General features: G+C 62.8%; 21 protein-coding genes. 5 read left to right on the top strand and 16 right to left on the bottom strand.

Features of this window, described 5'->3' with window-relative positions:
- The first annotated feature begins 149 nt into the window (after positions 1-149).
- The gene (locus V8Z78_RS17275) at positions 150-1,178 is read left to right on the top strand and encodes a porin (RefSeq protein ID WP_349731791.1); all 1,029 of its coding nucleotides are present in this window, start codon (positions 150-152) and stop codon (positions 1,176-1,178) included.
- Positions 1,179-1,342: 164 nt separating this feature from the next.
- Here V8Z78_RS17275 and V8Z78_RS17280 read toward each other — a convergent pair whose 3' ends face one another.
- The 5 genes from V8Z78_RS17280 to V8Z78_RS17300 form a co-directional block, all read right to left on the bottom strand.
- Entirely contained in the window at positions 1,343-1,708 is a 366-nt protein-coding gene (locus tag V8Z78_RS17280) for a 6-pyruvoyl trahydropterin synthase family protein (RefSeq protein WP_003065792.1), read from the bottom strand.
- Between the two features lie 136 nt (positions 1,709-1,844).
- Positions 1,845-2,483, bottom strand: a complete 639-nt coding sequence (gene queE / locus V8Z78_RS17285; RefSeq protein ID WP_003065794.1) for a 7-carboxy-7-deazaguanine synthase — start codon at positions 2,481-2,483, stop codon at positions 1,845-1,847.
- A 136-nt stretch (positions 2,484-2,619) separates the two neighbouring features.
- Positions 2,620-3,477 carry a segregation and condensation protein A gene (locus V8Z78_RS17290; RefSeq protein ID WP_003065796.1) on the bottom strand — a complete coding sequence of 286 codons (858 nt, stop codon included), beginning with the start codon at positions 3,475-3,477 and terminating at the stop codon, positions 2,620-2,622.
- Positions 3,478-3,547: 70 nt separating this feature from the next.
- Positions 3,548-3,754: a DUF3460 family protein gene (locus V8Z78_RS17295; protein ID WP_003051953.1), complete on the bottom strand. Its 207-nt coding sequence runs from the start codon at positions 3,752-3,754 to the stop codon at positions 3,548-3,550.
- A 378-nt stretch (positions 3,755-4,132) separates the two neighbouring features.
- Positions 4,133-4,591, bottom strand: a complete 459-nt coding sequence (locus tag V8Z78_RS17300) for a hypothetical protein (protein WP_012839635.1) — start codon at positions 4,589-4,591, stop codon at positions 4,133-4,135.
- Positions 4,592-4,697: 106 nt separating this feature from the next.
- Here V8Z78_RS17300 and V8Z78_RS17305 point away from each other — a divergent pair, with 106 nt between their 5' ends.
- Positions 4,698-5,204: an outer membrane protein assembly factor BamE gene (locus V8Z78_RS17305; RefSeq protein WP_349731792.1), complete on the top strand. Its 507-nt coding sequence runs from the start codon at positions 4,698-4,700 to the stop codon at positions 5,202-5,204.
- Between the two features lie 321 nt (positions 5,205-5,525).
- Positions 5,526-6,233: a YitT family protein gene (locus tag V8Z78_RS17310; protein ID WP_003065804.1), complete on the top strand. Its 708-nt coding sequence runs from the start codon at positions 5,526-5,528 to the stop codon at positions 6,231-6,233.
- A gap of 145 nt (positions 6,234-6,378) precedes the next feature.
- Here the strand turns inward: V8Z78_RS17310 and soxZ are convergent, their stop codons facing one another.
- From soxZ to V8Z78_RS17365, 11 genes are all read right to left on the bottom strand, one after another.
- Positions 6,379-6,708 carry a thiosulfate oxidation carrier complex protein SoxZ gene (gene soxZ / locus V8Z78_RS17315; protein ID WP_003065807.1) on the bottom strand — a complete coding sequence of 110 codons (330 nt, stop codon included), beginning with the start codon at positions 6,706-6,708 and terminating at the stop codon, positions 6,379-6,381.
- Positions 6,709-6,895: 187 nt separating this feature from the next.
- Positions 6,896-7,384 (bottom strand): thiosulfate oxidation carrier protein SoxY, encoded by a 489-nt coding sequence (locus tag V8Z78_RS17320; RefSeq protein ID WP_179626774.1) that lies wholly within the window; start codon positions 7,382-7,384, stop codon positions 6,896-6,898.
- 159 nt (positions 7,385-7,543) lie between these two features.
- Positions 7,544-8,875, bottom strand: coding sequence for an FAD-dependent oxidoreductase (locus tag V8Z78_RS17325; protein ID WP_003065814.1), 1,332 nt, complete (start codon positions 8,873-8,875; stop codon positions 7,544-7,546).
- A 183-nt stretch (positions 8,876-9,058) separates the two neighbouring features.
- Positions 9,059-10,081: a YeeE/YedE family protein gene (locus V8Z78_RS17330; RefSeq protein ID WP_057093328.1), complete on the bottom strand. Its 1,023-nt coding sequence runs from the start codon at positions 10,079-10,081 to the stop codon at positions 9,059-9,061.
- Positions 10,082-10,269: 188 nt separating this feature from the next.
- Positions 10,270-11,547, bottom strand: coding sequence for an NAD(P)/FAD-dependent oxidoreductase (locus tag V8Z78_RS17335; protein ID WP_003065818.1), 1,278 nt, complete (start codon positions 11,545-11,547; stop codon positions 10,270-10,272).
- Entirely contained in the window at positions 11,548-11,877 is a 330-nt protein-coding gene (locus V8Z78_RS17340; RefSeq protein ID WP_003065819.1) for a c-type cytochrome, read from the bottom strand.
- A 339-nt stretch (positions 11,878-12,216) separates the two neighbouring features.
- The gene (locus V8Z78_RS17345; RefSeq protein WP_057093325.1) at positions 12,217-12,558 is read right to left on the bottom strand and encodes a hypothetical protein; all 342 of its coding nucleotides are present in this window, start codon (positions 12,556-12,558) and stop codon (positions 12,217-12,219) included.
- A gap of 124 nt (positions 12,559-12,682) precedes the next feature.
- Positions 12,683-14,842: a methionine--tRNA ligase gene (gene metG, locus V8Z78_RS17350; protein ID WP_057093322.1), complete on the bottom strand. Its 2,160-nt coding sequence runs from the start codon at positions 14,840-14,842 to the stop codon at positions 12,683-12,685.
- A gap of 229 nt (positions 14,843-15,071) precedes the next feature.
- Positions 15,072-16,817: a sensor domain-containing diguanylate cyclase gene (locus V8Z78_RS17355; RefSeq protein WP_003065827.1), complete on the bottom strand. Its 1,746-nt coding sequence runs from the start codon at positions 16,815-16,817 to the stop codon at positions 15,072-15,074.
- 75 nt (positions 16,818-16,892) lie between these two features.
- Positions 16,893-18,179, bottom strand: a complete 1,287-nt coding sequence (locus V8Z78_RS17360; protein WP_012839626.1) for a patatin-like phospholipase family protein — start codon at positions 18,177-18,179, stop codon at positions 16,893-16,895.
- A 93-nt stretch (positions 18,180-18,272) separates the two neighbouring features.
- Positions 18,273-18,842 carry a restriction endonuclease gene (locus V8Z78_RS17365; RefSeq protein ID WP_053284206.1) on the bottom strand — a complete coding sequence of 190 codons (570 nt, stop codon included), beginning with the start codon at positions 18,840-18,842 and terminating at the stop codon, positions 18,273-18,275.
- A gap of 123 nt (positions 18,843-18,965) precedes the next feature.
- Between V8Z78_RS17365 and apbC the strand changes: the two genes are divergently transcribed.
- Together apbC and V8Z78_RS17375 are read left to right on the top strand one after the other, a co-directional pair.
- Entirely contained in the window at positions 18,966-20,057 is a 1,092-nt protein-coding gene (gene apbC, locus V8Z78_RS17370) for an iron-sulfur cluster carrier protein ApbC (RefSeq protein WP_003065831.1), read from the top strand.
- Entirely contained in the window at positions 20,057-21,019 is a 963-nt protein-coding gene (locus V8Z78_RS17375) for a LysR family transcriptional regulator (protein WP_148748159.1), read from the top strand. Before apbC ends, V8Z78_RS17375 begins: the two co-directional genes overlap by 1 nt.
- Positions 21,020-21,024 lie beyond the last annotated feature (5 nt).

Raw genomic sequence — 21,024 nt, forward strand, 5'->3', positions numbered from 1 at the left:
GAGATTGTTGTTTTGTTGAGAATTTAAGGGTTGTAACTAATGTTTCATTTTCACTTTGTTTAATGACTTCAGTCCCAGACGGGGCCCGTCCAAGGCAGGCCATCTCCGTACTGCATGGGCTTTCTCATTTCTACAAACAAGTGAACAGCATGAAACGAACTCTTCTCGCCCTTGCCGCCCTGACCGTTTCCGCCGGTGCCCTGGCTCAATCCAGCGTGACCGTCTTTGGCGTGGCCGACGTGTCGGTGGCCCACATCTCCACGACCGGCAAAAGCGTTTCCGGCCTGGCCAACGGCGGCAACTCCAGCAGCCGTCTGGGCTTTCGCGGCGTGGAAGATCTGGGCGGCGGCCTGAAGGCCGATTTCTGGCTGGAAGGCAGCCTGGGCGTGGACGACGGCACGGCTTCCGGCTTCAAATTCGATCGCCGCTCCACCGTCAGCCTGCTGGGCAACTTCGGTGAAGTCCGCCTGGGTCGCGACAAGACCCCCGCCTACCAGAACCTGGAGACCTTTCATGCCTTCGGTGACACCGGCATGGGCGCCATCAACGGCCACAACCTGATCAGCGGCTCGGCTGCAGGCACCTCCGAAGGCTCCAACCCCAAGCGCAACTCCAATGCCATCAGCTATCTGCTGCCCAAGCTGGGTGGCGTCTACGGTCAGCTGACCCACAGCTTTGGCGAGCAGGCCGACGACCACAGCCTGGCCAGCTCCACCGGCCTGCGTCTGGGCTATGCCAACGGTCCTCTGAACGTTGCCGCAGCCTACGGCATCGCCCGCGGCGGCACGGCTGCCGCTGGCGTGGACTACAAGACCATGAATCTGGGTGCTTCCTACAACTTCGGCGTTGTCACTCCTATGTTGCTGATCGCGTCCGACCGCGGCAACGGCAAGCGTGTCGATCTGTACAGCCTGGGCATGAAGATGCCTCTGGGCGCCGGCGAACTGCGCGCTGCCTACACCTGGTACAAGGACAAGAAGCAAAGCGATGCGGACTCCCAGCGTCTGGCCCTGGGCTATGGCTACAAGCTGTCCAAGCGCACCGAAATCTATGCGGCCGTGGCACGCATGAGCAACGACGACAAGGCTTCCCGCAAGCTGGGTTCGTCGCTGAGCCCTACACCCGCTGTGGGCAAGAGCCTGACGGGCTACGAAATCGGCCTGCGCCACAATTTCTAAGAGCATGGGCAGCAAAGAGTTGCGGCGGCTGCCGCACTCTGCTGTCTGATGATCTTGCCGAGTTAGGCCTCCTGGTGGGGAAGCCGTCTGACTCTCAGCAAGCTGGCCCCGCAATAGCGGGGCCTTTTTTTGGGTTTGTTTCGGGGCCTATGCGGTGGCTGTCTTCAGGACAGATCGAGCACGCAGCCGTCGCCGATGCTGTCGCGCCAGACGCGGATGCGGCTGGGCGCAGGCTCGAGGTCGGCCAGGGCATTGGCGATGAAGAGACAGAGGTTTTCCAGCGTGGGCTTGCCCAGGCCCGGCACTTCATCGAGAAAGTGATGGTCTAGCTGATCGCGCAGCAACTCCAGGCGCGCGCGCAGGTGGCCGAGGTCGATGACCATGCCGTTGTCCGGATTGCGCGGGCCTCTCACGCTGACTTCCGCCCAGTAAGTATGGCCGTGAATGCGGCGGCTGCTCTCGGTCTCGATAGCCCGCTCCAGAGTATGGGCGGCATCGAAGAAAAAACGCTGGTGAACGGTGAACTGCATATCAGTGATCGGTGACTCTGAGCATTGCCTTCTGCCTTTGAGTTGGGAACGGACCCCATGGCGGACGGCCAGCAAGGGCCGCCCCGCAGCAAAGGCCGTCGTCCCCCGGGGGAAGGCGCGAAGCGACTCAGGGGGGTCATCTAATTCCCGTGAGCTTGTGGGTTTGCAGGCTCAGGCGCCAGCCGGGGCGCTGCATGCATTGCGCGATACAGGCGGCAATATTGCTGCTCTGCTGGGCGTTGTCCATGGGCTGCAGAAAATAGTGCTGGAACTCGGTGCTGGCTTCAATGGCCGCCAGATCGAACGTGGGCTGAGGCCAGACCAGCTTGAGCTCCTGCCCGCTGCGCTGAATCCAGTCCGCACCGGCCTTGGGGCTGATGCACAGCCAGTCTATGCCTTCGGGTGCGGTCACCGTGCCGTTGCTTTCCACCGAGATACGAAAACCGCGCGCATGCAGGGCTGCGATCAGGGCCTGGTCGACCTGCAGCAAAGGCTCGCCGCCCGTCAACACCACCATGCGGTGTCGGCTGTCATCGGCTGGCCACTGGCCCAGAATGCGCTCGGCCAGTTCATCGGCCGTGGTGAACTTGCCGCCCAGCGTGCCGTCGGTGCCGACAAAATCGGTGTCGCAGAACTGGCAGATGGCCTTGGGTCTGTCCTGCTCGCGGCCAGTCCACAGATTGCAGCCCGCAAAGCGGCAGAACACGGCGGGCATGCCGGCCTGGCCGCCTTCGCCTTGCAAGGTGTAGAAAATTTCTTTGACGCTATATGTCATGTCGTGTGTGTCGCGTCAAGGCGCGGTGGAACAGGAGGCTGGCGTGCTGCAGCCCAGGATGCGAATGTAAGCCCTTGCTGAACTTCTGGTGGGCCATAGGGTTACAAGGCCGAGGCCCTGCAACTGTTCTCCGGCCTCACACCGGGGTATAGGCCAGGCGCACATAAATGGGCGCGTAGGCTTCGGCCTGGGTGATTTCGATCAGCGTTTCCTTGGCCAGCTCCAGCATGGCGATAAAGGTGACGACCAGCACGGTCGAGCCTTTTTCCGGATTGAAGATGCGCTCGAACTCCACAAAACGCTGACCCTGCAACTGCTTGAGGATCTGGCTCATGTACTCGCGCACCGACAGCTCTTCACGCGTGATCTTGTGGCTTTGCACCAGCTTGGCGCGCTTGAGGATGTCGCGCCAGGCGGCTTGCAACTCGCCGATTTCCACATCCGGAAAGCGCGGTTGCAGGCTTTGCTCGATATAGACCGTGGCCTTGAGAAAGTCGCGCCCGTAGGTGGGCAGCTGTCCCAGTTGCTGGGCGGCCAGCTTCATCTGCTCGTATTCGAGCAGGCGGCGCACCAGCTCGGCGCGCGGATCCTCGGCTTCCTCGCCGTCCTCCTGCTTCTTGGGCGGCAGCAGCATGCGCGATTTGATCTCGATGAGCATGGCCGCCATCAGCAGATATTCGGCTGCCAGCTCCAGATTGCGGCTGCGCACCTCGTCCACATAGGTCATGTACTGGCGCGTCACGTCCAGCATGGGGATGTCGAGGATGTTGAAGTTCTGCTTGCGGATCAGGTAGAGCAGCAAGTCCAGCGGGCCTTCAAAGGCTTCGAGAAAGACTTCCAGCGCATCGGGCGGGATATAGAGATCCTGGGGCAGCGCAAACAGCGGCTCGCCATACAGGCGTGCCAGGGCCACCTGATCGACGACCGAAGGCGACGGATCAGAAGCGTCCGGGTTCTGGCCCGGCAACAGGGTCTGTTCTTCAGCCTCGCTCATGGTCTGCTATGGATTGCAGAGCTGAGCGCGCTTGATGAGTAAGCGCTTGAGGCTGATTTCATCGAAAAGATCAGGAGTGGTTGGTCTGGTACACGTAGGGCTGTTGTTCCACGCGACCGGCGCGCAGATCTTCCCAGACTTCATAGTTCACGTCCTTGTCCCACAGCAGGGCGCGACCGGCTTGCTGTTGCTTGTCCAGCTCGGGCTTTTGCTGCTTCAGGTCGTTGATGAAGTTGGTGGTGTCGGAACGGTAGTCGGGGCGACGGAAGAAAGACATATGTGTAAAACCTCTCAGAACAGCGGATTTTAGCCCGTCGCGGACGCCAGGCCCGTTCCGGGCTATTAGAACGTGCTTGCGATCTCTACGCAGCCGCGTTGGAGCGCAATCGGGATGAGTTCGAAGCGATGGCTCGCCGCTTGCACCGGGGTGCAAGCAAGAGACAGAGTGCAGAAATCGTCCGATTTCGCGCCAACCCTGCGGGACAGTGTCTTTGCGGGCGCCCGGTCAGGGGCGGTATGCGGCGTTGCCTCGCCGGCCGCGCAAATCCTCGCAATAGCACGGCTATTGCTACGGTATCGCGCGCGCGGGGCCGCCCCCTGGCATTCCATCCCGTAAAGCCCTCTGTCGCGGCGCGAGGAGATCGCAAGCTCGTTCTTATAGATCCTTGAGACAGATCTGCGCGAACTCCTTGCAGTCGTCCGAGGCCAGCGGCGAATCGACGATCTTGCGCAGCACAGCGGCAAATTCGGTGGCTCCAACCGGGTTCGGGTCATTGCGCTGGAAATCCTCGTCCACGCGCATGGTGCGGTCCAGCCAGCCTATCACCTGCACGCTGGGTTGACGTTCCAGCGACGCCAGCAAGGCCGGGGTGTAGGCGGCCATGGGGTGCTCCTCGATCAGGCTGCCGAACGGACCTGGGCCGCCATAGTCCAGTTCGGGATAGGTTTCGATCAGCGTCAAGATATGCGGCAGAACCTGCTCCAGTGCGGCATCTTGCAGTGTTTCGAGGTGCTCGTAGACGGGATCGATGATCAGCCATTTGTCCTGCTGATCCTGGGCCGCCTGTGCGGCGCTGGTGAATTGGGAAAACAGCTGCTCTATGGTTGTGCTCACTGGGGATAGCTCCGTTTTGACAAGCGTTTGCAAAAGTGGCGCGCGTGCGCGGGTGGCTTGCTGTCAGAATTCGCATTCTGTCTGGCAAGCATTGTGATTCAAGCCCATGAATATTTTTTCCCGTGTGACAGCGGCCCTGGCGGCGGCTGCGATCAGCACTCTGGCATTGCTGGGTTGCGACGAGCAGAAGATCAAGGAGCTGGAGGAGGGCCTGTCCACCGAGGCCGATGTGCGCGCGAAGTTTGGCGAGCCCGAACGCATCTGGAACGAGGAAGACGGCTCGCGAACCTTCGAGTACAACCGTCAGCCGGCCGGTGCCAGGAACTACATGATCACCATAGACACTGACGGCAAGATGAGCGCGCTGCGCCAGGTGCTGGCCCCGCATGTGTTTGCCAAGATCGTGCCCGGCATGGAGGAAAACGAGGTGCGCCGCATGCTGGGCAAGCCTGCCAAGATGATGACTTACAAGCTCAAGCAGGAAACCGACTGGGACTGGAACTACATCGATCCGCCCACGCGCGAGATGCAGTTCACGGTGACCTTTGGCGCCGATGGCCGGGTGCTGCGCACGCTCAACCGCGAACGTCTGCCCGACGAGCCGCGCGGCTGATCGCCTGCAAAGCCACCAGATCTCTTCAAAGCCCTGTTTGCGATGGTGCAGACAGGGCTTTTTTGCCTCTGGTCTGGAGAGGGCCTGAATGCTGTGGTGGCGGGGGAGTCGAGATGCTTCTGAATTAATAGCTTTTAGCGCTTTACCGGTAAGCGATGGAAGCCAAAAAGCTTGAAATATTCGACGGAATTGCGCCTGAAATTCCCCTTCGGGATTTGTTGCGTTGCAGCAAATCATGTGCATGCAGCATGAGTCCATCCGTAAAATTAAGGGGTTTCCCGGTGTTATCCGCACCGGCTCGTCCCGGTCTTTATCGAGATCATGGGCATCAATCTTGCTGTCTTACCCGACATGTCGACACCGCTATCTTCTTCGGCCAGTTCTGCTCTGGCCGGCCGCATGGATGCCCCCGCTGCTGCTGCACCGGCCACTTCGGGCCTGCGCCATGGCCGCTTCGAGGACGCGCAGGCCCTGTTCACGGGCTCGCTGTTTGTCTCCATCACCATGATGCTGTTTGCGCAGGCGGGACTGCTCACGGGCAGCACGGCGGGCGTGGCCTTTTTGCTGCACTATGTGACGGGACTGCCTTTCGGCGCCATTTTCTTCGTCATCAATCTGCCGTTCTACTGGTTTGCCTGGAAGCGCATGGGCGCGGAGTTCACGATCAAGACCTTTGTCTCGGTTGCCATGCTGGCGCTGATGGCCGATGTGGGCCCGCGCTTCATCCATATCGACTATCTGAATCCGCTCTATGCGGCCGTGGCTGGGGGCTTGCTCATGGGATCGGGTTGCCTGTTCCTCGCACGGCATCATTCCAGCCTGGGCGGAGCCACCATCGTCTCTCTCTACCTGCAGGACCGCTACGGCATTCGCGCCGGCAAGGTGCAGATGATGATCGACTGCACTGTTGTGCTGCTGGCGCTGGCCATCGTGCCGCTGGAGCGTGTGGCGTATTCGGTGCTCGCTGCGGTCATCATGAGCATGTTCCTGTGGATCAGCCATCGCCCCGGCCGCTATCAGGGCAACTGAGGCCTGTCATCCATGAAAAAAGCCCCGCTCCGGTGCAAACCGGGCGGGGCTTTTTCATCGCCGGGCCGCCCCAAGATGAAAACGCCGGGGCCGCGGCCACACGTAGTGGGCAAGCGTGGGGCGCCATTTCTCATGGCTCTCGCGATCAGGCGACGCTGATCGTCTTCTGAGCGCTCAGTGTCTGGCCTTGCTCGTCCTTCCACTGCATATTCAGCTCGCCGCTTTCGCGCGCCACAAAGGTGAACTCGATATAAGGGTTCTGGGCAATCGAAATACCTGGCTCCCAGGCAAACAGCAAGGTATTGCCCAGCTTGGCTTCAAAGCGGCTGACGATATTGCGCGGGCGCACCTTGCCCGTGGCCGGGTCGGTGCGCAGACCGCTTTCCATCACATGTTCCATCTGCGCGCGCACGCGCAGCACTTCGCCTTTCTTGGGGTTGGCATTGCTGACCCATACGCGGGGTGGTTTATTCATCAAAATTCCTTTCAGTTCAGGCATCTATCGTGAATGTGGATGCAGCTACGCTCCATACCAGAAGTGGGCCTGGGCCAGCAACCGCCGCGCAAAGGCCGCCCTGCCTCGCGGGCGGTGTCCCCCTCGGCCACGCAAAGCGGGACACAACAGAGGGGAAGGGAGCGCAGCGACTCAGGGGGGGCCAGATTCACATGCCGCAGCCGCTGGCGGCCACGGTCGTCGCCTGTTTGGCGACCAGCACCTTGCCGCTCTTCATGCGCGCCAGCGCGTGAACAGTCTGCGATTGGGACAGGCGTATGCGCACCGCCGCCTCGGCCGTTCCGGCTGCTGCGGTGAACTGCATGCGGCAGGTCAGCGGCGAGGGGTTGAGCTCGGCCAGCACAATGATCTCCTCGCACCAGTCCTGCTCGGTGATGGGCAGCGTCACCTTGACCTTGACGGGCACGGCGCTGGGGTTGTCGGCCAGCACGGGCACCTCCAGCTGCAGGCCTTCTGCCAGGCCGGGCTTGCCGCCCGTGAACTGCTCCATGGCTTTTCTGAACTCGGCCGGGTTGGGGGCCAGCGGCCCGACCAACGGAGCCTTGGCCTGGGCGAGAGCAGGGACGGGCAGGGCCAGGCTGGCGCCGGCTGCCGCCGCGCTCAGCACCATGCTTCTACGGGTGGTGTTCTTGAACATTGCTTCTCTTCAATCCAATCAACAAAACTTCAAAACTCGCACCGGCTCCAAGCGAGAGACGCCAAGCAAGAGCCGCCTCGCGGCGGGGGCGCCTAGCAGAGGGCGTCGTCCCCCTCCCGAAGAGAGAGGGGGAAGCGGCAAAGCCGCTCAGGGGGAGATTTAAGTGCCCAAGAAATCACCGAACTTGCCGTTGATCCAGGCAAAGTCTTCCTTGACCAGATCGGAGGTGCGCACATCCATGTCGATCTGGGTCTGGTTGACCTGGCCGCTGGCGTCCACCTCGTATTCGAACTTCACCGAAATTTCCTCCTGAGGGTCGCCGTTGACCATCATGTAGCAGAGGTTGTCGGGCAGCCGGGCCACGACCTCCTTGCCGGCCACGCGCTCGGCAATGTTCCGGGCGACGATCTTGCCGATGTAGTTGGCCACATGGCCGCTCTTGGGATAGTGGCCGAACTGGGGCGAGATCGCGCCCATCAGATCGCCCACAAAGTAGACGCGGTCGTCGCTCCTGGCATGGAACAGGCGGTTATGCATATCGGCCCAGCCCGTGGGCTTGCCGGTGGCCGCATCCTTGCCTATCAGGTCTGCCTTCCAGACCATGTCGGCGGCCTGGTGGGGCGGCATGAGGATGGCGTCGTCGAACTTGAAGTCGCCCGCAGCGGTCTTGATCTGCTTGTTGAAGGGGTCCACTTCCTTGACGCCGGCATTGGGCACATGGGTGATGATGTCTGCGTACAACTCTTCGAAAGCCTGCTTGTAGCCCACGCCGATGGGGGCGATCTTGGGCTTGGGGTCGAGGATCAGGATCTTGCCGGGAATCTTGTTCTTCTTGATGTGCCAGGCGATCAGGCAGGCGCGCTCATAGGGCGAGGGCGGGCAGCGATGCGGTGGCGGCGGCAGCGTCATCACCAGCGTGCCGCCCTTGAAGTTCTTGACCTTGCTCTTGAGCGAGAGCATCTCCTGGTTGGGGATGTAGGCGTTGGGGAAATGCGTGCGCGTGTACTCGATGGCGTGCTGGTCGTTGCCGAACCAGGCCTCGTAATCGTTGCGAATGCCGCCCGAGAGAATCAGGAAGTCGTACTCGATCAGGCCATGGGCCGTGCGCACCAGCTTTTTGTCGCGCTCGAAACCCGTGACTTCGGTCTGCAGCAGCGTGTAGCCGTATTTGTTGGCAGGGTGCAGCATGTCGCGGTTCACGAAGTCCGTGCCAACTATGTCCACCAGCCACTTATTGCTCATGGGGCCGGACCAGAAGGTCGGATTGCGCTCCAGCAGCACGACGTCGGAAGCGGGAATCAGCTCGCGCAGATAGCGTGCCGCCGTGAGGCCGCCCCAGCCGCCGCCGCAGATCACGATACGCGGCCCCTTGCCCTTGCGCGGCAGGATGGGCGACTGGCTGCTGATGATGGCGGGTGCAGCCATTGCCGGGCCGGCAGCGGCGCCCAGGGCGAGTGCGGGCGGAGTCCAGAGGAAATGGCGACGTTGCATGAGCATTGCTCCTGTAATGGGAATGGGGCCTGATTCAGGCCTTGGATTCGGGGGAGGGAAGCAAGCTTGGGCGCAGCGCGATGGGATTGCCTCTCAGCCGACACGCGGCACAAGCAGAGCTGGTGGCTGGAGATTCTAGGAGCAGGTCCTGATCCGGAGGTGAATACCCAAGCGAAGCCAGCGCTATTGCTGGCGCAGCAGGCGCAGGCTGAGAAGCGCTCCGAGCAGGATGCCGGCAACGGCCGCAAAGCTGGCCAGCGACAGCGTGGACAGCCCGCTCAGCCCCTGGCCTATGGAGCAGCCTGCGGCCAGCACGCCGCCAATGCCCATCAGCAGGCCGCCACCGGCGCTGGCAGCCAGCCGGCTGGTGGAGTCAAAGCCTTCCCAGCGTGCCGTGCGACTGCCAAAGGCTGCGAGAAATGCGCCGGCGAGCACGCCAGCCGTCAGCGCCAGGCCTATGCCGGGCTCGCGGCCCACGGACAGTTGCAGATAGAGCAGGGTCTCGGCGATCGGGCCGATGAAGCTCAGCGAGGTGAGGCGGGCCGGCTCGAACTCATCGACCCCGATATGCGCAGTCAGCCACCAGCCGGCAGCCACCAGCAGGCCTATGAGCAACGCACTGCCCCACTGCAAGCGGCTTTGACGCAGGCCGGGACGCAGCAGGGCGTAGGCCAGCAGCAGCAAGGCCAGCCCAAGCGTCAGCAGCCATGTATTCAGGGAAGACAGATAGGCGGGCAAGGTGGCCTGGGCCAGAGTGAGGGGGGTGAGGGCCTGCAGCCACAGGCGCAGAGGCGTCAGCACACCCGTCATGGCCAGTTGTGCGCCCAGCGCCAGAAACACCAGGGTGACCAGAGAGCGCAGATTGCCTCCCGCCAGCAGCACCAGAGAGCGTGCTCCGCAGGCGCGTGCCAGCACCATGCCGATGCCAAACAGCAAACCACCAATCAGCACGCCAGCCATGGAAAAGCTGGGCCGCGCAATGGCGGCCTGGCTCAGATCGAGCATTCCCAGAGCCTGCAGCCCCTGCGAGGCCAGCAAGGCCACGGCCAAGGCCAGGGCAAAGGCCTGCAATGCAGGTGCCTGGCCCGCCGCGACTTCGGTATCCAGCCCCATTTGCTGGCGCAGGCCGCGCAGCAGACAGAAACGCCCCAGCCGCGCGGCGACGCCGAAGGCCATGCCTAGCAAAAAAACAGACCACAACAACATATCAGTCGTTCAATAAAGCAGAGGAGGGCGGGTGGCAGAGATTCGCATCCAGCGCATGAAGCGTGAACTTTCGCTCGGGCTGGCGAGCAAGGGCCGCCCCGCAGCAAAGCCAGCGTCCCCCTTCCCGCAAGCGAAGCGCAACGAGAGAAGGGGGAAGGCGCGTTAGCGCCTCAGGGGGATGCCTCTAGTCAACCACCCCAGATATCCGCGCTGATCGCCTTGTACCAGGCTGCGCCGTAGTCGGCCTCGGCCTTGCGGAAGGCGGCATCGCCGTTCAAGGGACTCACGCCGCCGGAGTCTGGCACCTCGATCAGCTTGCCCGCTGCCGTGCGGTAGACGCCGGCCACGGAGATGCCGTAGTCGGCGCCGATCAGGCTGTAGCAGGTGTTGGCAAAGGCCGCCGCAGGCAGGGGCTGGCCGCTCAGCTCGGCGGCAATCGCAGCAGCGGCCACCTTGCCTTGTGTATTGGCGGCAAAGCCGGACTTGGGCATGGGCGCGGCAATCGTGGCGTCGCCCAGCACATAGACATGCTGGACCTGAGTGGACTCAAAGGACTCGGGCTTGACGGGCACCCAGCCACTGGCATTGGTTACGCCGGCGCGGTCGGCGATAAAGCCGGCCTTCTGGGGCGGGATGACGTTGAGCACATCGGCCTTGTGCCTGGTGCCGAACGCAGTTTCCACTTCCAGGTTCCTGGCATCCACGCGCGTGACCTTGCCGTCATCGGCCTGCTTGACCCATTCGATCATGTCGCCGTAGAGCGCCTTCCAGCCCTGGATGAACAGACCTTGCTTGGAGAAGGCATCCTTGTCGTCCAGCAGCAAAATCTTGGAGCGGGGTTTGTGCTTCTTGAGGTAGTGCGCCACCATGGCGGCGCGCTCGTAGGGGCCGGGCGGGCAGCGGAAAGGGTTGGCAGGAATGACCATCACGAACTTGCCGCCGTCGGGCATGGCTTCGAGCTGCTTCTTGAGCAGCTGGGTCTGCGCACCGGCCTTCCAGGCATGGGGGGCGAGCTGGGAAGCCGCCTCGTCATAGCCCTCCAGTGCATTCCAGCGCATATCGATGCCGGGCGAGAGCACCAGCTTGTCATAGCTCAGCGCCTGACCGTTGGACAGCAGCACGCGCCTGGAGTCGGTCAGGACCTGGTCGGCACGTGCATGGACCACGTTCACGCCGGCCTTGCGCAGACCGCCGTAACCGTGGCCTATGCTGTCCCAGCTGCGCAGGCCGGCCAGGTACAGATTGGAGAAGGGGCAGGTATAGAAGCGCTCGGCCGGCTCCACCAGCGTGACCTGGATATGCGGCGCGAACTGGCGCAGATAGCGCGCGGCCGTGGCTCCGCCAAAGCCGCCGCCGATCACGACCACATGGGCCGAGGCTGCCTTGGCCTGCACGATGGCGGGCATGGCGAAGCTGGCTGCGCCGGCGGCGGCACCGCCGAGAATTTGACGACGATTGATCTGCATTTACTGGCCCTTCTTGCTGAACCACTGGGCCAGCGCTTTGAGTTGCTCATCGTCGTAGCCCTTGGCCAGACGGGTCATGACGGTGGCGTCCTTGGCGGTGCCGGCCTTGAAGGCCTGCAGGCGCTGCAGCAGATGGGCCTCAGGCAGGCCGCGCAGCTGGGGAATGACGCCCGTGGAGCGGCCGTCCGGGCCGTGGCAGTTGGCGCAGCTGGCAGCCAGCACGGCCACATCCTGCACACGCAAGGAGGTGGCGGCAGGGTTGGCCAGGCTGGGCAGCGGCGCTGCCAGGGCAAAAGCCAGCCATAGCGCAGGGCGCGCTGAAGTGAGCAAGGGTTTCGATCGCATGGGGCCTCCCGTTGTCCCCACGCAAGGCCGCGTGGGGGATTTATGACCTCGATGCCTGAATGTGCGCGGCCTTTGTTATGTGTGGCGAATGTCGAGCATTCTTCTGGGCAGGGGCGGAGCAGGCAGAGCCGATGGAGTCGGATTCTAGGAAGCGGACCGGCTCTGACAAGCTCAATATCCCGGTGGTGTAACAGGAAGTTATTGGTTATTTAGTTATGCGCTGCGCTTGTGCTTGCGGGTGCGCGCCAGGGCATCAAAAAACCGCATTGCGCTATCTGATGTATAGCGCAATGCGGTTTCCTGTGAAAGGGTACGGGTGATTCGTCAGTTTTGCGGCGGCATTCCGTCAGAGGGCGCGGAAGGCGTGGTATTGGCGGACGTTGCCGGCATTTCTGCCGCTGCGGGAGCGGTAGCCGACGGATCGCGGTAGCGAATATTCACGCCGCTGGCATCGGGCTGGTCCTCATCCATCAAGGCGTCAGCGGCCTTGCCCACGCCCTTGCCCACGATCTTGGCCGTGCCGATGGCGGCATCGGCGGCCAGACCCACGGCCCCGGCCGTCACGCTGATGGCAGTGCCGGTGACGGCGATCACGGTGCAGCCCGAGAGCGTCAGGCTGAAGCAAAAAGCCCCCAGGGCCAGGAAGCGCGAGGGTTTGCGGAGCATGCAAAGGGCAGAGCCCAGCTCGGGGACAGCGAGCAAGGGCCTAAGGCGGCCCCGCCGCCCCGCAGCGAGGCTGTCGTCCCCCCAGGGGGAAGGCGCCGAAGGCGACTCAGGAGGGGGCATAGGATCAATGAATCCGCATGCCGGGCATGGCGCCGGGGAAGGGCTCCAGCACATAGATGCCGGGGTGGGCTTTCTCGTCGGCATGGCTGGCGGCCAGCACCATGCCTTCGGACAGTCCGAACTTCATCTTGCGCGGAGCCAGATTGGCCACCATCACCGTCAGCTTGCCCTGCAGCTGCTCAGGCTGGTACATGCTGCTGATGCCGCTGAACACATTGCGGGTCCTGGGCTGGCCGTTTTCGTCCTTCTCGCCCACGTCCAGCGTCAGCTGCAGCAGCTTGGTCGAGCCTTCCACCGTCTTGCATTCCAGAATCCTGGCGATGCGCAGATCGACCTTGGCAAAGTCGTCGATGCTGATGGTCTCGGCCAGCGGCTCGCCGCCGGGGGCATTGGGGTCGATCACGGGCTCGGCCTTCTTGGCAGCCTTCTTCTCGGCCTTGGCGGGTTCGGTGGCGGGGGCGGCCTGGCCCGAACCTGCAGAAGATGGCGCTTCGAACAGGGCTTCGAGCTGCTTGGGATCGACGCGCTGCATCAGATGCTGGTAGATGCCGATCTGGTGGCCTGCGCCCAGGGGTTTGACCACGTCGGCAAAGCTCTCGGGCGGCACGATGAGGAATCGGGCCACTTCGGCGGCCACGCCGGGCAGGATGGGGCTCAGGTAGATGGTCAGGATGCGGAAGGCTTCGATGCAGGTCGTGCACACATCGTGCAATCGCGCATCCATGCCTTCCTTCTTGGCCAGTTCCCAGGGCTTGTTGGCGTCCACATAGCTGTTGACCTTGTCGCACAGCAGCATGATCTCGCGCGCGGCGCGGGCGCTGTCGCGGGACTCGTAGGCGGCGACGATGGCGGCTTGCTGCTCGCGCAGCGCGTCCAGCAGGGCCTGGCCGTCTTCGCTTACCTGACCCAGCCTGCCGTCAAAGCGCTTGCTGATGAAGCCTGCGGCGCGCGAAGCGATGTTCACGTACTTGCCGATCAGATCGGAGTTGACGCGCAGCATGAAGTCTTCGGGATTGAAGTCGATGTCTTCGTTCTTGCCGTTGAGCTTGGCGCCCAGGTAGTAGCGCAGCCACTCGGGATTCATCTTGAGCGACAGGTACTTGAGCGGGTCGAGGCCGGTGCCGCGGCTCTTGCTCATCTTCTCGCCGTTGTTCACGGTCATGAAGCCGTGCACGCAGATCCTGGTCGGCGTCTTGCGGCCGCTGAACTTGAGCATCGCAGGCCAGAACAGGGTGTGGAAGGTGATGATGTCCTTGCCGATGAAGTGGTACTGCTCCAGGTCGGGGTCGGCCATATAGGCGTCGTAGTCTTCGCCGCGTCGGTTGAGCAGTTCCTTGAGCGATGCCAGATAGCCCACGGGCGCATCCAGCCAGACATAGAAGTACTTGCCTGGAGCGTCGGGAATCTCGATGCCGAAATAGGGCGCGTCGCGGCTGATATCCCAGTCGTCCAGGCCTTCGCTGGTCGATCCGTCGGGGTTGGTGCGCACGCCGAACCATTCCTTGATCTTGGCCGCCACTTCGGGCTGCACATGCTTGCCGTTCTGCGTCCACTCGGTCAGGAACTCCACGGCGCGCGGGTCCGAGAGCTTGAAGAAGAAATGCTCGGACGACTTCATCACCGGCGTGGCTCCCGACAGGGCCGAGAATGGGTTGATGAGGTCGGTGGGCGCGTAGACCGAGCTGCAGACTTCGCAGTTGTCGCCGTACTGGTCCTTGGCGTGGCAGCGCGGGCATTCGCCCTTGATGAAGCGGTCGGGCAGGAACATGTTCTTCTCGGGATCGAAGAACTGCTCGATGGTGCGGGTTTCGATGAAGCCGGCCTTCTTCAGGTCCAGGTAGATCTGCTTGGACAACTCGTGGTTTTCGGCGCTGTCGGTGTTGCTCCAGTTGTCGAAGGCGATGTGGAAGCCGTCGAGGTACTGCTTGCGGCCGGCGGCGATGTCGGCCACGAACTGCTGGGGCGTCTTGCCAGCCTTTTCGGCGGCAATCATGATGGGCGCGCCGTGGGCGTCGTCGGCACCCACGAAGTTGACCGCATTGCCCTGCATTCGCTGCGCACGCACCCAGGTGTCGGCCTGGATGTATTCCATGATGTGGCCGATGTGGAAGTTGCCGTTGGCGTACGGCAGGGCGGTGGTGACGAATAGTTTGCGTGCGGTCATGAGGAAACAGCTTTCACAGAGAACCCGTCATTCTAGAAGGGCTTGGCACCAGGCTGCGGGCGCGGGTTTTGCGGCGGCACCCGCCGAGTTCGTTCAGGAACGGCATTCGCTTTGCTTTTTATAGCTAATTACATAATGCACATATTGCTTTTAAGCTGAAAAGAATGGTAATTCTATGAATATAAGGCGTAAGCAGCTTCAAAATTGGAAGCGATAGCCGAGGCTGCGCTCAGCCCACCGAAGGCCTTTTGTTGCGATACATGTCCTGGTCGGCCACCTTGAGCAGGCTTTGCGCATCCTGGGCATCCCTGGGATACAGGGCTTGTCCCACGGATGCGCCCACGGTCACGGCTTCGCCCTCGGGAATGCCTTGCAGCGTGCCCAGCGGTTGCTGCAGCGCATGCTCTATCTTCAGGCGCACGGCCTGTACCTGCTCCTCGTCGCTGACGCCGCGCAGGATGAGGATGAACTCGTCACCGCCCAGACGCGCCACGACGTCATCGGGGCGCAGCAGATTGCGCAGGCGCAGGCTGATCTCGGCCAGTGCCAGATCGCCGTTGTCATGGCCCCAGCGGTCATTGAGCGGCTTGAAGCGATCCAGGTCCACAAACAGCAGGGCAAACGGGGCGGCCATGCTCTGGCCGGGCAGGGGGCGGGTGAGTGTGGTCAGAATATGCTGCAGTGCGCTGCGGTTGCTGGCCCCGGTCAGTGGATCGGTGAACAGGCTGTGGCGCATGCGGTGGAAATTGTGGGCCAGCTCGCCAATTTCATCGCGGCGCTGCACTTCGATCGGCGTGTCGATTTCGCCCAGGCCCACGCGGCGCACGGCGCGGGTCAGCGAGCGCATATCGTTGGCCACGGCGCCGAAGATGCGGGTGCCGATGACGACGGCCACGACCAGGGCCAGCAAGCCCAGGCTGCCCACCAGGGCCATATGGCGGTAGACGCCGGCCAGCATGTCCTTGTGCGGCACGGCCACCACGGCCATCCAGTCCTGACCGGCTCCATTGCTCAGGCGACGGTAGGCAATGCGAATATGGTTGTGCCTGTCATCTTCGAGCAGGGCCGTGCCGGGGCCGTCGCTGGACAGCGAGGACTGGAAGGCGCCCTGGATTTTGTCGTACACCGCCTGAATCAGCGGGTCCTGGCTGTTGGCGGCGCTCATGCGCTCCAGCTTGCCGTCTTCGCGCCGGTGGATGTTGGGCATGCCGGTGGCGGCGATCAGGGAGCCGTCGGCCTCGATGATGAAGGCGCGGCCATGTTCGCTCAGATGCAACTGGTTGACGAATTCATTGAGTGCGCGCAGCGAAATATCAGTGGCAATCACCCCCTCTAGGCTGCCCTTGCTGGAGAGAATGCGGCGTGCGCGAGTGAGCACCAGGTCCTTGGCGCTGAAGTCGATATAGGCAGGAGTCCAGATCACATCGGCCGACTCCGCCGCAAGCTTGAACCAGGGGCGCTGGCGCGGCTCGAACAGATTGGTTTCGGTGGATTCATAGATCGGCTCGGCATGCATGCTGGCGACCTTGAAGTAGCTGCGGTGCTCGCCGGACTGAGTCTTGAGGCGCAACTGGCCCAGTTCTGGAGCCACTCGCTTGAGAGCAATGCCCTGGCCCGCGATATTGGCGTAGTACACATAGTCATTGGGCCGGGTATGCAGCGAGGTCGCCACCCACAGCCGGGAGATCAGGTCGGGAATATGTTCGCGGATATCGGCTGCTACGGGCTGGCCGCTGGGAAACGCAGCCTCCAGCACGGCGCTGGACGGGTGCAGGTGACGATCCACGATCAGCGCGATACGCTCGGCCTTCTCTTCCATCACCTGCTCGGACAAGGCAGACACCGTGTTGCTGCCCGTCCAGTACCAGAGCATGCCCAGGGCCGATGTCAGCAGCGCAATCAGTGCAACAAAAGGCAGGATCAGCGAGAGCTTGAGCGATTTGGAAGCGCGGATGGGCTGTGGGGATGGAGTCACTAGGCGATTGCCGGAAAGATGATGAAGGTCATGCAAAGTGTCTCACGCATCATTTGCCTGGCTCCTTTCGCATCATTAACATTTGTTACATTCTTGAGGCCAACCCAGAAAGGCGCACAGCTCCTCACTTCGAGCCAGTGCGTCTTTGCGGCCCAGTGCTATCAGTTCACGGGTATAGCCTTGCTCAAACAGCAGGTAGCTGGCCAGCGCGCCGTCACGCATGGGGTTGCCCGTGCCTGCGCGCACGCCCAGCGTGGCCAGCAGGGTGCGCACCGGCCGCGGCAGCTTGTCGATGTGGCGTGTGGCAATATCGTCGATGCGCTCGCTGGGGGTGATGGCCAGTACCTCGATAGGGCGCAGCCGGCTGTGAATGCGCTCTGCCGGTGAAATCAGGCTCAGCGTGTGATTGATGCGTTCGGCACGCTCTATGTCCACAGCCAGCGTGTCCAGAAAAATGCTGGACAGCGCGTGCCCGGCCACCTGGGCCAGAGTGGGATAGCTGGCATCGACCTGGGGCTGGCTGCTCACAGGCTCGTGGCGTCTGCCCGCGCCGACGACCAGCAGTTTGCTGGCGCCCAGATGAATCGCTGGTGCCAGGGGCGCAGTCTGGCGCATGGAGCCGTCGCCGAAATGCTCGAGATGTCCGTCCATGGGCAGCGGCATGGCTGGAAATATGAAGGGCAGGGCCGACGAGGCCAGCAGGTGATCGGCGGTCAGCAGGGTCTGCACGGCCTTGCGCTGGTCGCGCACCCAGGGGCTCAAGGCCTCGCGAGTCTGAAAGAAAGTGATGTGCTGACCGCTGCTGTAGCTGGATGCGGTAATGGCCAGGGCGTGCAGATGACCGCTGTCGATGAGTTGTGGGATGCGCTCGAAAGGCATGAGGCCGCTGTTCATCAGGGTTTTGAGCGGAGCATTGTCCAGCAGCGAGCGCGGGCGCATGCGGCTCCAGCGGGCCAGCGCCCAGCCCAGCGACAACAGCGTCAGCCAGCGTGCGCCGCTGCGCAGCACGCTGAGCGAGTCGGCCTTGTAGATTTGCTCGGTATGCATATGGCCCCAGACATGCAGCATGCGCCGCACTGCGCTGTCAAAGGCATCGGCATGGCACGCCAGGGCTGCGACATTGATGGCGCCTGCCGATGTGCCTGCAAGCACTGGAAAGGGATTGGGGCCATGCTGCAGACCGCGAGCGCGGCGCAGCTCGGCGATGGCGGCCAGCACGCCGACCTGGTAGGCAGCCCGGGCGCCGCCGCCGCTGAGCAACAGGCCGGTCTGCCCGATGCTGGAGCTAGGGCCTATGGAGCTCTGCCGCTCTGCTTCGGCAAGACTGGATGGGAGGGTGGGAGAGAACTGCACTGCCGCCATGGCTGCAGTGTGCCCGGATTGGGCCGCGGGCGGTAGGTGGGCCGGGCCATCGAGCGGGCCGGCGGCGGCCCTGGTGACAGTCTGCGGCGGCCGTCAGCTCTTTTTCTGGTTCTTGGCAATCAGCGTGGCGATGGACTTGGCATCCAGCACCACCAATTGATTCTGCGCGGCCCAGCTGGCGGCATTTTCGCCCAGAGGCTGCAGAGCCACGTAAACGCAGAGATCGGCTTTGAGCTTGTGTTGTGCGGCCTGCAGCTCGCGCAGCGGCTCCACGCCATGGGCGGCGGCTTTCCAGCGGCGCGCGCCGACCACGCTGGTCTGGCCGTTGCGCGTCAGCAGCAGGTCGGCGCCGGCCTGGTTCAGGCGCTGAACCTCATAGCCTTCGGCTTGCCAGGCAGTCTGCAACTGTGCGCTGAAGTCGGCCCAGGACTGCTCGGCGATCACCTGCTGAATCTGCTCCAGCCTGGCCGGGCTGGGGGCCCGCAGCTGCCTATAGCAGGCAATGCAGCCGACGACGAAGAACGGGAAGGCTCCCAAAGCGGCAAAAGGCGAAATGTCCTTGGGGAACACCGCCAGCGACACCAGCACCACCGCAGCGCAGATCGCAAAGCTGATCCACCAGCGTGAGCGCATCAGGACTGCAAACAGGGAATTTTCGGCCATCTTCAATTTCACGGGCTGTCTCTCAAATCTTGGGCAAAGGGCTGCATTGTCTCCTGTGCACAGGGGTTGGACAGCTTCGCTAGACTATCCCTCATTGAAGAAACCTCTGGAAAACTAAATCCAATGGCTGTTACAGAACAAGCGCTTCTGAGCGCGCTGGCCACCGTGCTTGATCCGCACACTGGCAAGGACTTTGTGAGCACGCGCGCCCTGCGCAATCTGCAGATTGCCGGTGACGACGTCTCGTTCGATGTGGAGATGGGCTATCCGGCCCAGAGCCTGCAGCCTGCGCTGCGCAGCCAGTTCATCGCTGCGGCCAGGACGGTGGCCGGCGTGGGCAATGTCTCGGTCAACATCACCACCAAGGTGGCCTCGCATGCCGTGCAGCGTGGCGTGCAGCTGCTGCCCGGCGTGAAGAACATCATCGCCATCTCGTCCGGCAAGGGCGGCGTGGGCAAGAGCACGACCACGGCCAATCTGGCGCTGGCGCTGGCCGCCGAAGGTGCCCGCGTGGGCATTCTGGACGCCGACATCTACGGCCCCAGCCAGCCCATGATGATGGGTGTTTCGGGCAAGCCCGAAAGCCATGACGGCAAGACCATGGAGCCGCTGGAGAACCATGGCGTGCAGGTCATGTCCATCGGTCTGCTGGTCAACAACGACCAGGCCATGATCTGGCGCGGCCCCATGGCCACCCAGGCCCTGGAGCAGATGCTGCGCCAGACCAACTGGAAGGATCTGGACTATCTGCTGGTCGACATGCCGCCCGGAACCGGCGACATCCAGCTGACGCTGTCCCAGCGCGTGCCCATGACGGGTGCCGTGGTGGTGACCACGCCCCAGGACATCGCCCTGATCGATGCCAAGAAGGGCATTCAGATGTTCGAGAAGGTCGGTGTGCCGATTCTCGGCCTGGTCGAAAACATGGCTGCCCATGTCTGCACCAACTGTGGCCACGTCGAGCATATCTTTGGCGCCGACGGCGGCAAGAAGATGGCCGGCGAGCAGAACATCGACTATCTGGGGGCACTGCCCCTGTCGCTGCAGATCCGCCTGCAGGCCGACAGCGGCAAGCCCACGGTGGTGGCCGAGCCCGAGAGTGAAGCCGCACAGGTCTACAAAAAGGTGGCGCGCGATCTGGCCGTGAAGGTGGCTCTCAAGGCCAAGGACTTCTCCAGCAAGTTCCCCACGATCACGGTTAGCAGCAATACCTGATGAACCTTCTGACCTCCATGCGTTATCTGGTGGCGCTCAATGAGCACCGCCATTTCGCAAGGGCGGCGCAGGCATGCCATATCACGCAGCCTGCACTATCCAATGCGCTCAAGGCGCTGGAGGATGAGTTCGGTGCCGTCATCGTGCGCAGGGGGCGGTCGTTTGCGGGTTTCACGCCCGAGGGCGAGCAGGTGCTGACTACGGCCCTGGCCATGCTGCGCGCAGAGGAAAGTTTGCGCCAGGAACTGAGTGCTGCCGCAGGAGCACTGCGCGGCCAGTTGCACATGGCAGCCGTGCCAACGGCTATGCCCATGCTCACGCGCTTCGCAGCCATGCTGCGTCAGCGGCATCCCGGCATCATGCCCGTGGTGCTGTCCATGAGTTCGGCCGAGATAGAAACCGGACTCGAGGATCTGTCCCTGGACCTGGCTTTGGGATACAGCGCCAGACTGCCGCGGCGTGGCCCGCGCCTGCAGTCCTGGCTGCAGTACCAGGAACATTACTATCTGCTGTGCCGGGATACACAGTGCGACAGCCGCCCCTTTGCTTTTGGGCCCGAAATCGCCTGGAGCGAGGTGGCAGCCCTACCGCTTTGCCTGCTCACGCCCGACATGCACAACCGCACGGTAATCGACGAGGCCTTCGCTACCGTGCAGCGCGAGGTGCTGCCCGCCATGGAAACGAATTCCGTGCTGAGCCTGGTCATGGCCGTGGCCGAGAGTATCCCAGGGGATGGAGGTGCCATGGTCACCGTGCTGCCAGGCGCCATGGTGGCCACGGTGCGTCACATGCCGGGTCTGATCGCACGGCCGCTGCGATCGCCCGAGCTGGTCACTCCTATAGGCTTCATGACTCAACAGGGTATGGCGCCCACGCGGGCTCTGTTGGCAGCGCTGGAGCTGCAGGCTGATGCCGAGTGGCGCTTGCAGTGCCTGCGGCACGCGGGTGCTCTGAAGGAGTAAACGTG

This window comes from Comamonas sp. wu1-DMT (assembly GCF_040187805.1).
GTDB classification, from domain to species: Bacteria; Pseudomonadota; Gammaproteobacteria; order Burkholderiales; family Burkholderiaceae_C; genus Comamonas; species Comamonas thiooxydans.

Excerpts from the sequence above, each read along its gene's own strand:
- queE (WP_003065794.1), bottom strand. The coding sequence starts at position 2,483 with ATGACATATAGCGTCAAAGAAATTTTCTACACCTTGCAAGGCGAAGGC.
- V8Z78_RS17365 (WP_053284206.1), bottom strand. The coding sequence starts at position 18,842 with ATGGCCGAAAATTCCCTGTTTGCAGTCCTGATGCGCTCACGCTGGTGG.
- V8Z78_RS17330 (WP_057093328.1), bottom strand. The coding sequence starts at position 10,081 with ATGTTGTTGTGGTCTGTTTTTTTGCTAGGCATGGCCTTCGGCGTCGCC.
- apbC (WP_003065831.1), top strand. The coding sequence starts at position 18,966 with ATGGCTGTTACAGAACAAGCGCTTCTGAGCGCGCTGGCCACCGTGCTT.
- V8Z78_RS17325 (WP_003065814.1), bottom strand. The coding sequence starts at position 8,875 with ATGCAACGTCGCCATTTCCTCTGGACTCCGCCCGCACTCGCCCTGGGC.
- V8Z78_RS17345 (WP_057093325.1), bottom strand. The coding sequence starts at position 12,558 with ATGCTCCGCAAACCCTCGCGCTTCCTGGCCCTGGGGGCTTTTTGCTTC.
- V8Z78_RS17310 (WP_003065804.1), top strand. The coding sequence starts at position 5,526 with ATGGGCATCAATCTTGCTGTCTTACCCGACATGTCGACACCGCTATCT.
- V8Z78_RS17375 (WP_148748159.1), top strand. The coding sequence starts at position 20,057 with ATGAACCTTCTGACCTCCATGCGTTATCTGGTGGCGCTCAATGAGCAC.
- V8Z78_RS17335 (WP_003065818.1), bottom strand. The coding sequence starts at position 11,547 with ATGCAGATCAATCGTCGTCAAATTCTCGGCGGTGCCGCCGCCGGCGCA.
- V8Z78_RS17275 (WP_349731791.1), top strand. The coding sequence starts at position 150 with ATGAAACGAACTCTTCTCGCCCTTGCCGCCCTGACCGTTTCCGCCGGT.
- V8Z78_RS17320 (WP_179626774.1), bottom strand. The coding sequence starts at position 7,384 with ATGTTCAAGAACACCACCCGTAGAAGCATGGTGCTGAGCGCGGCGGCA.
- V8Z78_RS17280 (WP_003065792.1), bottom strand. The coding sequence starts at position 1,708 with ATGCAGTTCACCGTTCACCAGCGTTTTTTCTTCGATGCCGCCCATACT.
- soxZ (WP_003065807.1), bottom strand. The coding sequence starts at position 6,708 with ATGAATAAACCACCCCGCGTATGGGTCAGCAATGCCAACCCCAAGAAA.
- V8Z78_RS17360 (WP_012839626.1), bottom strand. The coding sequence starts at position 18,179 with ATGGCGGCAGTGCAGTTCTCTCCCACCCTCCCATCCAGTCTTGCCGAA.
- V8Z78_RS17305 (WP_349731792.1), top strand. The coding sequence starts at position 4,698 with ATGAATATTTTTTCCCGTGTGACAGCGGCCCTGGCGGCGGCTGCGATC.
- V8Z78_RS17295 (WP_003051953.1), bottom strand. The coding sequence starts at position 3,754 with ATGTCTTTCTTCCGTCGCCCCGACTACCGTTCCGACACCACCAACTTC.
- V8Z78_RS17290 (WP_003065796.1), bottom strand. The coding sequence starts at position 3,477 with ATGAGCGAGGCTGAAGAACAGACCCTGTTGCCGGGCCAGAACCCGGAC.
- metG (WP_057093322.1), bottom strand. The coding sequence starts at position 14,842 with ATGACCGCACGCAAACTATTCGTCACCACCGCCCTGCCGTACGCCAAC.